The organism is Flavobacterium sp. 9AF (assembly GCF_902506265.1).
GTDB lineage: Bacteria > Bacteroidota > Bacteroidia > Flavobacteriales > Flavobacteriaceae > Flavobacterium.
Genome location: NZ_LR733597.1, coordinates 1 through 12414 on the forward strand (window position 1 = coordinate 1; position 12414 = coordinate 12414).

At 29.5% G+C, this 12414-nt stretch carries 11 protein-coding genes; 7 read left to right on the forward strand and 4 right to left on the reverse strand.

Features of this window, described 5'->3' with window-relative positions:
* A partial coding sequence (locus tag HALO113_RS16605; protein ID WP_201297695.1) for a choice-of-anchor L domain-containing protein occupies window positions 1-1806 on the reverse strand: 1806 nt, incomplete at its 3' end.
* Between the two features lie 102 nt (window positions 1807-1908).
* On the opposite strand from HALO113_RS16605, the gene HALO113_RS16610 reads away from it, so the two are divergent.
* Entirely contained in the window at window positions 1909-2805 is an 897-nt protein-coding gene (locus HALO113_RS16610) for a NifU family protein (protein WP_159780259.1), read from the forward strand.
* Window positions 2806-2872: 67 nt separating this feature from the next.
* Here the strand turns inward: HALO113_RS16610 and HALO113_RS16615 are convergent, their stop codons facing one another.
* Window positions 2873-5143: an inorganic phosphate transporter gene (locus HALO113_RS16615; RefSeq protein WP_159780260.1), complete on the reverse strand. Its 2271-nt coding sequence runs from the start codon at window positions 5141-5143 to the stop codon at window positions 2873-2875.
* A 158-nt stretch (window positions 5144-5301) separates the two neighbouring features.
* Between HALO113_RS16615 and HALO113_RS16620 the strand changes: the two genes are divergently transcribed.
* The 3 genes from HALO113_RS16620 to HALO113_RS16630 are packed head-to-tail and all read left to right on the forward strand — an operon-like array spanning window position 5302 to window position 8393.
* Window positions 5302-5502, forward strand: a complete 201-nt coding sequence (locus HALO113_RS16620) for a dodecin family protein (protein WP_159780261.1) — start codon at window positions 5302-5304, stop codon at window positions 5500-5502.
* 55 nt (window positions 5503-5557) lie between these two features.
* Complete coding sequence (locus HALO113_RS16625) at window positions 5558-7582, forward strand: thioredoxin domain-containing protein (protein ID WP_159780262.1); 2025 nt, start codon at window positions 5558-5560, stop codon at window positions 7580-7582.
* Window positions 7575-8393: a mechanosensitive ion channel family protein gene (locus HALO113_RS16630; protein WP_159780263.1), complete on the forward strand. Its 819-nt coding sequence runs from the start codon at window positions 7575-7577 to the stop codon at window positions 8391-8393. The genes HALO113_RS16625 and HALO113_RS16630 overlap by 8 nt, the downstream gene beginning before the upstream one ends.
* 1 nt (window position 8394) lies before the next feature.
* Here HALO113_RS16630 and tsaB read toward each other — a convergent pair whose 3' ends face one another.
* Together tsaB and HALO113_RS16640 are read right to left on the reverse strand one after the other, a co-directional pair.
* The gene (gene tsaB, locus HALO113_RS16635; protein ID WP_159780264.1) at window positions 8395-9054 is read right to left on the reverse strand and encodes a tRNA (adenosine(37)-N6)-threonylcarbamoyltransferase complex dimerization subunit type 1 TsaB; all 660 of its coding nucleotides are present in this window, start codon (window positions 9052-9054) and stop codon (window positions 8395-8397) included.
* Window positions 9054-9425, reverse strand: a complete 372-nt coding sequence (locus HALO113_RS16640) for a helix-turn-helix domain-containing protein (RefSeq protein ID WP_159780265.1) — start codon at window positions 9423-9425, stop codon at window positions 9054-9056. Before HALO113_RS16640 ends, tsaB begins: the two co-directional genes overlap by 1 nt.
* A 113-nt stretch (window positions 9426-9538) precedes the next feature.
* On the opposite strand from HALO113_RS16640, the gene HALO113_RS16645 reads away from it, so the two are divergent.
* From HALO113_RS16645 to HALO113_RS16655, 3 genes are read left to right on the forward strand one after another with little or no spacing between them, the layout of a single operon-like run.
* The gene (locus HALO113_RS16645) at window positions 9539-11575 is read left to right on the forward strand and encodes a hypothetical protein (protein ID WP_159780266.1); all 2037 of its coding nucleotides are present in this window, start codon (window positions 9539-9541) and stop codon (window positions 11573-11575) included.
* A gap of 16 nt (window positions 11576-11591) precedes the next feature.
* The gene (locus tag HALO113_RS16650; RefSeq protein WP_159780267.1) at window positions 11592-12056 is read left to right on the forward strand and encodes a hypothetical protein; all 465 of its coding nucleotides are present in this window, start codon (window positions 11592-11594) and stop codon (window positions 12054-12056) included.
* A 55-nt stretch (window positions 12057-12111) separates the two neighbouring features.
* A complete protein-coding gene (locus tag HALO113_RS16655) occupies window positions 12112-12291 on the forward strand; it encodes a hypothetical protein (RefSeq protein ID WP_159780268.1) in 180 nt (59 codons plus the stop codon).
* The last annotated feature ends 123 nt before the right edge of the window (window positions 12292-12414 follow it).

The following is a 12414-nucleotide window of genomic DNA, read 5'->3' on the forward strand; positions in this document are numbered from 1 at the left end:
AATTGAACTAGCAGCCGGTAACATCGTACCCGTTCCGCCTGGCCCTGTATAATAATTCCCTACAGTTAATGCAGGTAAAATATATTCTGTACAAATTGTAACATCTGAAGGTGCGTCGGCTACGGGAACTGCATTGACAACTAAATTAAATGTTGTGGTATTATAAACCGTAGCATCGGTATTATCCTCTAATCGAACATAAATAACTTGTGGATTACTCGTATTTGCATAAGCAGTTGCTGGTGTAGCCAAATCTAATGTCCCTGATATATCATTCGCTCCAGCTTGGGTCGTGTGATAACTTACCGTGTAATCAGAAGCACTAAATGAGCCTAAAACAACTGCATCTTGAACTGTTAAATCAAAAATCTCTACTCCGTCATTACTCACATCATCACATGCATATAAATCGGAGGGTTGCCCTATTGGAATACCACATAACGATGGAACTGTTACTAAATTGAACTCAGAAAATGCAGGACAAGATAGCAGAAAATCTTCTACACGAACATAAATAGTTGTAGGAGGAGATGTGTCAACAAAAGAAGAAGATATTTGATTTATATTATCAATTGCATCTTGTGGAGTTAAGAAATAAAGTACATCATAATCAAAAGGATTTAATGAACCTAAAACAGCAGGAATATTATCATCTAAATTAAAATTTTGATCACAACTTAATAAATCGGTAGCTGGATTATTTACAACTATTCCAGATAAGTATTCTACTATAATACAATCATTTTGAATACAACTACCGCCAGACACATTACTAGCTTCCACACAGTAGGTTCCTGGTTGAGAAACCAATAACGTCTCACTAGTTTCGCCAGGAAGGACAACAGGTCCTGATCCTGTATCTTGAGTCCAAATAAAATTATAATCTGTTGGATCTAAACCAGAGTCTAAAAGTTTTGTATCACCTGGACAAAGTGCAAAGCCATTTGCAACAGTCATATCTGCTGTTTCATACCCTACACCTACAGGGTACGTTAAATTGGCTGTACCCACATTAAAACTTCCTGCTTCAATAAAAACAGCAGAATCAAATGCTGAGTCTTGATAGTCACCTATTGCTAGCTTTATTCTATAATTATTATTAGGAATAACGGTAGCTGAAGCCGTCATAGGAACCGTATAACCTCTCATATTCATAATGGTTGAAGTTGCTGGTAAAGAAACATTGTAGGTATCAAACAACAATTCGTTCACAGATGAGCAAGTTGCATTATTAGCCATATCTCGAATATTTACTACAGAAACTGGAGTTGTAGTATTGGGAATAACCGCTAAATTGGTAACTATTCCTGTGTTTAAGTCTGTTAAAATAAACGCAAAAACATCAGCGAAATCACATTGGTAAGTACCGTATTCATTAGATGCAAATACAAAATTAAAACTAAAGCTATCCGTTAATGGAGTAAAATCAAACTGAACATAAGTAGCATCATTAATACTACTTGTTTGGCCACTTAAATCACTATAATATTGTAAATCTGCATCTGTTACATTAGAACAAGTAGTTGACATATCCGTACCTGTATATTGACCTGCGGTTGATATAACGGTACCATTACGTAGAATCATCCCAGCAGGAAAATCGAAATTAGAACCTGTATATTGGAAATAACCAATTCCACAGGTATTGGATGATGTAAAATTAGAAACTAAAGCACAAGGAGAATCAATTAAAACATCTTGTACTAATTGTGGTACTGTATAGGTTGTGGTATTTACCGTAATCGACTGATTATAACCGGATACCGACAACAAAAAAAATAAGATAAAAAAGTAGTATTGTTTCATTTGGTAATTTATTGTTGTGGATTTGTTAATAAATTGGTTGTTTAAAACAAATATAAATAATAGAATGTAATTTGTTCGTATCTTTGCAAAAACTACGTTATAATGTCAAAAATATCGATAAAAAACACCAATAATCCTTCTATTGTAAAATTTGAATTAGAAGAATCTATAGTTAAAGGACAAAATTTTGAGTTTAAAAACATTGATGAAACTAAAAATTCGCCTTTAGCAAAACAATTATTCTATTTACCATTTGTAAAAACGGTATATATTTCAGGCAATTTTATAGCTATTGAAAAATTTTCTATTGTAGAATGGGAAGACGTACAAGAGGAGGTTGCTCAACAAATTGAAGACTTCATTTCAAATGGAGGTGAAATAATTATATTAGATGCAAGTAATAAAAAATTACCAATTACAATTTATGCTGAAACCACACCCAATCCATCAGTACAAAAATTTGTATGTAATAAATTATTGACAAAAACCTTGGTTGAATGTAAAAATATAGATGAGTCTCTTCCCTCTCCATTAGCTAAAGAATTATTCCAATTTCCGTTTATAAAAGAAGTATTTATTGACGAAAATTACATTTCAATTACTAAGTATGAAATTGCTGATTGGGCTGAAATTACTATGGAATTAAGATCTTTCATTAAAGAATATATTGAAAATGGAAATATTGTTGTAGATGAAACACAAATAGTTAAAACAGACACACATTCAAAACAGCAAGAAGCTTATTTTGAAAATTTAGACGTAACATCACAACAAATTGTAAATATTCTAGAAGAATATGTTAAACCTGCCGTTCAAAGCGATGGAGGAAATATTATGTTTGAATCTTTTGATTCTAATTCAAAAAAAGTAAAAGTAGTTTTACAAGGAGCTTGTAGTGGTTGCCCTTCATCAACCTTTACTTTAAAAAACGGCATAGAAAACATGTTAAAGCAGATGCTAAACGACAATGAAATTATTGTTGAAGCGATAAATGCCTAAATAATTTAATAAAAAAGGAGGTTTTAAAACCTCCTTTTTTATTACTTCACGTACCTACAATAAAAAATTAAAAAGTTTTCACTATTGATTCTTTACTTTTTGTATCAATCTGTTTATTAAATTCTTTGAACAATTCTAAAAGATTCATAGTTGCTTTAACTAAATCATTAGTTTCTAAAAGCAATCCAAAATACAATTTACTATTTTTAGGACTATTTTCTGTAGTTCTAATTCGTATAATTTGTTTTTGAATTAATTCAGATATTGATTCTAAAAGATGACTTTTCTCTTTCAATATATTGTCAATTTGTGAAAAATCTTCTTTTTGAAATGCTGTATCCAACCTATTAAACAAATGTTGTAATTTGTTATCAACCGTTTTTAAATCTCTTATTTGATTGAATTTTAATTGTTTATGATTGTTATTAATATGAGAATGACTATTAATTGTGATATATCCAATAGACTGAACCATATCTTGTAAGTATCCTAATATTAATACATAAAACTTACTAGCTTCTAATGAGGTTTCATCTAAATTTTTAATAACATAATAAACATTACTTTTTAAATCATCGATGTCTTTTTCAAGTTTTTTTAACTTCTTTTTGTTTTCTTTTAGTTTAGCTAAATCTTGGAGTCCTAAATTATTAATTACATCTGTATAAAGAGAATTGGTTTTACGAATAACTTTTCCAACTTGCGAAGAACTTTCAGATATTATTTCCTTAATTGAAAAAATATCTTCTTTTTTTAATTTAACTTCTTCTTCTCTTTCTTTTGTTTTTTTCATATGCTTCCTAGCGCTTCTGTAAAGAAGTATTCCTACCGTAATCATTAATGCAAAAAACGCAAATACTTTCCCAAAATTTAATAAAACGGTAATAGTTCCAGCCATTAAAAAAGCAACAAAAGCTGTTACAAACCAGCCACCAATTACATTAATTACTCCAGCAACTCTATAAACTGCACTTTCTCTATCCCAAGCTCTATCAGCAAAAGACGTTCCCATTGCCACCATAAAAGTTACATAAGTAGTTGATAATGGAAGTTTTAGAGAAGTACCCACAGCAATTAAAATACTAGCTACTACTAAATTTACAGAAGCTCTTACCATATCAAAAGCAGGTTCCTCACTCTTCTTTTTAGAAACTGGCTTTGGTTTTTCAAATTGCTTATCAATTTTAACTTCTAATGACTTAGGTAAAAAATAATTTAAAATTTGCCCTATATACATTACTCCTCTAACAATTACTCTTGATAAGTTGTTAGCATCAAAACGCTCTGTACCTTCACTTTGCCTTGATAAAGAGACACCTGTTTCAATTACTTCTTTTGCTTTTTTTGATGTCCAAAGTGTATAAACCATAATTCCTCCTCCAATCAATAACAGCCAAAAATTAGCTTGTAATTCTGAAGAGGCTAATGCGCCCATTAACATAGTAGCATTACTACCATTCGCAATATAAATATCATAAGACTGTAATGCTGCTATAGGCACACCAATAAAATTTACCAAATCATTACCTGCAAATGCAAGGGCTAATGCAAAGGTTCCTGTAATAATTACTACTCTAAAAATATTTATTTTTAAAGTAATCAAAACCTGAGACAAAATGGTCCAAAATAAAAAACTAACTCCTAATATTATTAATTGATTAGCATTCATCATGGCTTTTAAGTCGGCCGTCATAAAGGATGAACTTTTTAATCCTTTAAACAAAATAAAGTAAGTTATAGCAGAAATTCCGATTCCTCCAAAAATGGCTCCAAAATATTTTATCCTACTTTCATAATGAAAAGAAAAAATAATCCTTGAAATATATTGCACAAATGCTCCTATTGAAAAAGACAAAACTACCGATAACAATATACTAGACACAATTTCTGTGGCTTTTGCTTGATTAATAAAGTCTAAAATAGAATTCGTATTATTATCATTGGTAATCATTTTATACACACCTAAACATACCGCTCCTCCTAATAATGAAAATACAACTGAAACCGTAGTTGATGTAGGTAACCCAAGCGAGTTAAAGATATCCAGTAATAAAACATCTGTAATCATTACTGCTAAAAAGATAATCATGACATCATTAAAAGTAAACATTGATGGCACAAAAATTCCACTACGCGCAATTTCCATCATACCACTAGAAAACAATGCTCCTAAAGCTATTCCAATACTTGCTACAATCATTAAAGTTTTAAATGATACCGCTTTTGAACCTATACCAGAATTTAAAAAATTAACAGCATCATTAGCCACACCTACCATTAAATCTATAGAAGCTAAAAGAGCTAATGCCACAAGCATTACGAGATAAATTTGTTCCATTTAATCTTAAATTTATTATACTGCAAAAGTCCCATAACTATTTCTTTTCAATGTTAAGTTAATGTTATTAATTTCACTTTTTGAAAATATAAAATTTGTAATCTTTGAATTATTTAACTACCTTTAAATACATTTATTAACAATAAAAACAAACAATTATGGCAGTATTAAAAGTTATAGAGGTATTATCAAGTTCAGAAAAGAGTTGGGAAGATGCTACTAAAAAAGCTGTAGAAAAAGCTTCAAAAACCTTAAAGAACATTAGATCTGTTTATGTACAAGATCAAAGTGCTACTGTAAAAGACAATCAAGTAACCGATTTTAGAGTAAATCTCAAAGTTACTTTTGAATTAGACTAATTTTCATTCTTTACCTTATCTTTAAGCGTTCTTAAGAACGCTTTTTTTATAATATATGAACGAATTAAACAAAGAATCTAGCCCTTATCTTTTACAACATGCTAACAATCCAATTTATTGGAAAGCTTGGAATAATGAAACGTTACAATTTGCCAAACAAAATAAAAAACTTTTAGTTATTAGTATAGGTTATGCCGCTTGTCATTGGTGTCATGTTATGGAACATGAATCTTTTGAAGATGAAGTTGTAGCCCAAATAATGAACACTTCCTATCTCTCTATAAAAGTGGATCGAGAAGAAAGACCTGATGTTGATGCTATTTACATGAAAGCCATACAAATTATGAGTGGACAAGGCGGTTGGCCTTTAAATGTTGTTTGCTTACCTGATGGAAGACCTGTTTGGGGAGGAACTTATTTTAGGAAAGACGATTGGATTAATGCACTACAGCAATTACAACAATTATTTGAAACCAATCCACAAAAAATGGAAGAATATGCCTCTAAACTACATCAAGGAATAGAATTGCTCGGTCTAGTTCAAAAACCAAATGATTCAAGCTCTTTTACTCTGCAAAATATGGTAACATTACTTGAAAAATGGCAAAAAAGTTTTGACCTAGAATATGGTGGATATTCGCGTGCACCCAAATTTATGATGCCAACCAATTTGGATTTTTTACAACGTTACGGTTATGAGAACAAAAACACATCCTTACTAAACTACATTGATAACACCTTAACAAGAATGGCATGGGGTGGAATATTTGACACCATTGAAGGTGGATTTTCAAGATATTCGGTCGATGTTAAATGGCATATTCCTCATTTTGAAAAAATGCTTTATGACAATGCCCAACTCCTATCTGTGTATGCCGATGCTTATAAACGCACAAAAAACAGTATATACAAAGAGGTTATCGAAAAAACAATTGCTTTTTGTGACAATGAACTCTTAAACCCTAAAAATGGATATTATGCTTCCTTAGATGCAGATAGTCTTAATGAAAAAAATCACTTAGAAGAAGGTGCTTATTATAGCTGGTCTATAGAAGAATTGCAAAAAATTTTAAAAGAAGATTTTAGCCTCTTTTCTAAGGTTTTCAATATCAACCCATTTGGTTACTGGGAAGAAGAAAACAAGTATGTTTTTATTCAGAATAAAACATTACAACAAATTGCGGATGAAGAATCTATTTCTGTTACTTTTATAAATGAAAAGAAAATAGAATGGGAAAATCATTTGTATAAAATTCGTAAAGAAAGAAAAAAACCTCGTTTAGATGACAAAAGTATTACTTCTTGGAATGCCATATTAATAAAAGGACTTATCGATAGTTATATGGCTCTAGGAAATGAAGAATACTTGATTAACGCTATCAAAATCATTCAATTTATAGAAACTCACCTCACGACCGAAACTGGATCACTTTGGCATACTTATAAAAATGAGGAAAGTAAAATAGATGGTTTTTTTGACGATTATGCTTTTACTATTCAAGCTTACATTAAATTATATCAAGCTACTTTTTCTAACGAATATTTGTTGGAAGCTAAAAAATTAACCGATCATTGTTTTGAATATTTCTATAATGAGAGCGAACAGTTTTTTACTTTTACTTCAAGAAATACAGATGCTTTAATTGCAACACATTATGAAATGGAAGACAATGTCATTCCCGCTTCAAACTCAGTTATGGGGCATAATTTATATGCTTTAAGTATCTATTTTGAAAATAGTTATTATGAAAAAGTGTACCAAAACATGCTAAAAATTGTATTGCCTACAATAGATTATGCTTCTGCTTTTTCAAATTGGTTATCCTTATGGATGAATACATTAGAAAGTCAAAAAGAATTGGCAATTTGTGGAAAATATGCTATTGAAAACAATCAAATTATAAGTAAAATATATCTACCAAATATCATAATAGCTGGTACTACAAAAGCATCTGAAATTCCATTTTTAAAAAATCGATTTGACAATACTAATGACTTGTTCTATCTTTGCAGCAATAAAACCTGCCAAAAACCTCAATCTACTATTGAATCTATTTTAAAAGAAATACAAAATGACTAGCGAAGAAATCGAAAAATATACCGAATTAATCCTTAGAACAATTATTGAATATTCTCCAAAAGTGATTACTGCTATTATCATTTTAATCTTAGGGTTATGGATAACTAGCATTACAACAAAGACTATCAAAAAAATACTATTGAGAAGACATGTAGATATTACATTATCTAATTTTATAGGTAATTTTATCTTTTGGACATTAAGAGTATTGGTTTTTATTACAGTAGTTTCAAATTTAGGAGTACCTACATCTTCCTTTGTTGCTATCCTTGGAGCAGCTGGTTTAGCTGTGGGTTTAGCACTTCAAGGTTCATTATCTAATTTTGCAGGTGGTATTTTAATTATTTTATTTAAACCTTTTAAATTAGAAGATGTCATTGAAGCACAAGGAGAAATAGGAACAGTAAAAGAAATTCAGATTTTTAATACCCGACTTGTCACGGCAAATAATCAAACCGTTTATATTCCAAATGGTGCCTTATCCAATGGGGTAATTAAAAACTACACTCAAGAAGGCATTCGCAGAATAGATTTAACCATAGGTGTAGATTACAACTCCGATTTAAAACAAGTTAAAGAGGTCATTTTAGATGTTTTAAATAAAAATGAATTAGTACTTAAAGAACCTGCTCCATCTGTAATCGTTATGGCTTTGGCAGATAGTTCTATCGATTTAGCCGTTAGACCATGGGCAAAAGCTGAAGATTTCTTAACAGTACACAGTCAAACTTTAGAGCAATGTAAAGTAGCTTTTGATAAAGTAGGAATTGAAATCCCATACCCTCATCAGGTAGAAGTTAAAAAGAAATAATTTATTTATTTAAAACAAAATCCTTTAAATAATAAGGTTCAAAGTAAGCGACATCTACAAAGTCGCTTTTTTTGTACTTTTCATAAGACAAATTACTCATCTCCTTTGCAGAAGGATACTCAATACCTTCATGAAAAACAAATTTTGGATGTGTAAGCAATCCTTTTAATTTTGAAGCACCATCACCTATTAAATGGATGGTTTCATCAATTTCCTGATAAGCTGTTGCATCTATTACCTCTGCTTTAGTATCTCTTATTTTGATATAGTTTGCATCAAAAATAGCAGTATATACTTCCATTCTTCTCGCATCTATCATAGGAACAACAAGACCTTCCTCTATCTTTAATTGGCTGGCTAACAGCAACAATGTATCGACAGCAATCAAAGGAATACCCAAAGCATAGCACAGTCCTTTAGCAGATGAAACACCTATTCGCAAACCCGTATAAGATCCAGGACCTTGACTTACTGCAATAGCCTGAATGTCTTTAAAACTACAATTTGCTTCTTCCAAAATTGCCTCTATAAAAACATGTAATTTTTCGGCGTGCGAAAAATTTTCTGTTGCTATTTCTTTACAAAGTAATGTTTTGCCTTCTTTGGCTATTGAAACCGAACAATTCTTAGTTGCTGTTTCTATGTTTAAAATTAGTGCCATTATTTTTTCTTTAGCAAAGCTTCCAACTCTTTAATTCTTAATTCTTTATTTTTAGAATCTTCTACTAATCTTTTTATTTGTTCTATTAAATCTTCAGGAAATAAATTAATGGTTCCTTGATTATAACCTATCACTCCCACACTTCCTTCATTCTTTTTCACTTTATTTATTTGCTTACCTTCTGTAAAATAACTAAAATCGACATCAAATTCTCTACAAATTTTGTCCATTAACACAAAATCTATCTTTTGGGTTTGTCCACTTTCTATATTACTTAAAGTTGTTTGGGCAATACCTAGCTTGTGGGCTAGTTCGGGTTGTGATAATTTATGTTGTTCTCTTAATCTTTTTATTTTTATTCCTATTTCCATACTTATTTGTTTTTTGATGCGTTTTATTTAAAAACGAATAGCAAATACAAATATAATTTTAAATTTTTGCATCTTAATTATTTTAATTCTAAATTTATACTAATCTTATTTACATGAAAAGAATTTATTTATTCTTATTTGCTGTCATCATTTTACTTTTCTCAAATTGTGAAAAAGATTTTGATACCAATGAACATTCCACTAACAAAGACAATTTTAATTTTAAAACAATAACTTTTAATGAAGTAACAAAAATTAATAAAAAAGCTTCGCTAAAAGTCTTAGAATTAAAAAGCAATTTCTTACAAAAAAATGCTATTATTCAAGGTGTTTTAGTAGATACTACTAATATTATTCATTTGCAAAGAGAAGATGGTTTCAGTTCCTTTTCATTTAAAATACAACAAGACATTAACCTTACCTATTTTCAAAATCTAGTCATAGAAAATTTTCCTAATGGTGAACAAAGAACCTTGTTGGTAAAATTTAATCTAAATACTCCTTTACTATTCTTAGATAAACAATCTATTTCCAATGCAACTACCTCTATCGAAACAACTAATTTATCAAACAATACTTCTGAAAATAGAGGAACCGGTTCAGATTGTATAACTGTTGGATATTGGGAAACTGTTGATGCCTGTGAAGGTGAATTGGTTACACCAAGTGAGAATCCAAGATGTTTCAATGCTGATGGCTCTAGAGCAACCAAAGAAGTATTTATAACTATCGCAGAAGATTGTAGCGATGGTAGTGGTGGTGGAGATGATGGTGGTTTTAATGGCAATCCACCAGATTCGAATAATGGAGGAGACAATAATGGATCAAACAATGGAGGTACTTATAATGGTGCTGGTATTTTTATACCTAATATTTATACAGGTGATGATGACCCAAATAATCCAGACTTTGTATTATCTGGTCAAGTAGCTGATTATTTTAATGCTTTACCTCAGAATATAAAATCGCTTACCAATAATAACACTTGGGTGTATGCCTATTTAGTTGATTATTTTAGAAATCATGGCAATACAGTTAACAATAGAAATACATTAAATGCTACAACAGCACTAAATAATTTTTATACTTTTCAATTAAGCTCTTATAGCCCTAATTTATCACATGTGGCTCATGAAAAATTAAACTTTTGGGCGTATTATAATTTTCTAAATAATAATATATCTAATGTAAATACACAAACTATTTTTAACATTAAGGATTATGTTATACAAACAGCTAGCTCACAAAATGATGAATCTGTTATAGATTATCTTTTTGATAATTATCAGTCTAATGAAGCTTTAGCATTTATTGAAGAGTTGATTAATCGTAGCGTTGAAACTGGCTTAACCTTTGATATTGAAAAATCCTTAAAATCTCCAGCTTATATCGATTTTTCAGAAATTGATAAAACTACACCTGAAGGGCAAAAACTAGATTGTATTTACAAAAAATTAACCAATTCACCAGAGTTTAAACGTTTATTTGAAGGTACTTTTGGTGGTGACCAACAAAAATTGAATATCAAGTTTAAAATGCAAGCTAATTTAGTTGATGCTGATGGAGATATTGTTAGAGCAAGATGTAATCCAGAACATTTAAATATTCAAGCGGGAGGCACAGGAAATTATCAAGAAATTATATATAATAGCGATCAATTGGCAGGCCCAGATCTTACATCAAACATATACATTGCAAAAAGTATCATTCACGAATTGATACATGCTTATTTAAATGTAAAATTTTTAAATACAGCTAACGGCCCTTCATTAACTTTCCTTTCTGATTTAGAATTAGAAGAATTATTAGAGCAAGTTTTTAATACTAACGATCCTTTGCAACTTGGAATTAACCAGCATAATTTTATGTCTCAACATATGATTCCAGAATTTCAAACCATTTTATCTGAAATTATTACTGATTTAATACCACAAAGTGATATCTTAGTGTTAAACAATACTCCAATAACTGATTTTAATGGTAATTTTATTGAGAACTTTAATTTTCAACATTTTTATACTTCTCTTGCTTATGAAGGATTACATCATACCGATTCCTATTTAAATAATATAGAAAATAACGTCATTGAATTAAGAAAACATCAAGAATATAATCGACATGGTAGAAACTCATCACAAAACTGTCTTTAAAATAAAATTAACATTTATGTTATTAATTACTTTTCTTTTAAAAAGCAATTTGTATTGTCAATCTTTAGATAGAATAAAAGAAGTAGATACTGTATATGTTTTTTTTGATAAATCAATTACTAATACACATAAAGAATATCAAGCAAATCCTCAAAAGTCAATTTTCTATGAAAATTATATTACATATAGTTTTAACATAATTAAAAGAAATGCGATATTTTTTTTAAGTAATACATATAAAAATACTGACAATATGAGAGAAGGAATAAAAAATGATGAAAGAATAGAAAAAAAAATCTTTTTAAAGAAAAACAAGGATATTATTTTAGATTATGATTTTTTCGAAAGAAATGGTTTTAAAAGCACATTTAATCTACTTTACAAAAAAACAATTTATGTTATTGACAAAGACGAAATAAAAGGAAAGAAAATTAAAGTAAAACAGGTTGATATGGCGTGCTTTGATTGTTTTGAAGAATAATTTTAAAAGACTAGTTTTTAATACTAGTCTTTTTTTATTTTTTATGTCTCAACATATGATTCCAGAATTTCAAACCATTTTATCTGAAATTGTAACCGATTTACTGTCTGCCCAAGATATAAATGATTTAAATAATTCTACAATAACTGATGCTAATAATACTGTTATTGAAAATTTTGATTTTATGAATTTTTATAGAAATGAAGCAAGAAATTTTTCAAAAACCTGTCAATAAGTAAGATTATGAAAAATAAATTTAAAATTACACTTTATTTACTTATAATTACTGTCAAATTAGGATTTTCGCAAAATATAAAAAACATAAAGCAAGCTGATACAATTTACATATATTTTGATC

Excerpts from the sequence above, each read along its gene's own strand:
- HALO113_RS16625 (WP_159780262.1), top strand. The coding sequence starts at position 5,558 with ATGAACGAATTAAACAAAGAATCTAGCCCTTATCTTTTACAACATGCT.
- tsaB (WP_159780264.1), bottom strand. The coding sequence starts at position 9,054 with ATGGCACTAATTTTAAACATAGAAACAGCAACTAAGAATTGTTCGGTT.
- HALO113_RS16620 (WP_159780261.1), top strand. The coding sequence starts at position 5,302 with ATGGCAGTATTAAAAGTTATAGAGGTATTATCAAGTTCAGAAAAGAGT.
- HALO113_RS16630 (WP_159780263.1), top strand. The coding sequence starts at position 7,575 with ATGACTAGCGAAGAAATCGAAAAATATACCGAATTAATCCTTAGAACA.
- HALO113_RS16610 (WP_159780259.1), top strand. The coding sequence starts at position 1,909 with ATGTCAAAAATATCGATAAAAAACACCAATAATCCTTCTATTGTAAAA.
- HALO113_RS16650 (WP_159780267.1), top strand. The coding sequence starts at position 11,592 with ATGTTATTAATTACTTTTCTTTTAAAAAGCAATTTGTATTGTCAATCT.
- HALO113_RS16645 (WP_159780266.1), top strand. The coding sequence starts at position 9,539 with ATGAAAAGAATTTATTTATTCTTATTTGCTGTCATCATTTTACTTTTC.
- HALO113_RS16615 (WP_159780260.1), bottom strand. The coding sequence starts at position 5,143 with ATGGAACAAATTTATCTCGTAATGCTTGTGGCATTAGCTCTTTTAGCT.
- HALO113_RS16640 (WP_159780265.1), bottom strand. The coding sequence starts at position 9,425 with ATGGAAATAGGAATAAAAATAAAAAGATTAAGAGAACAACATAAATTA.
- HALO113_RS16655 (WP_159780268.1), top strand. The coding sequence starts at position 12,112 with ATGATTCCAGAATTTCAAACCATTTTATCTGAAATTGTAACCGATTTA.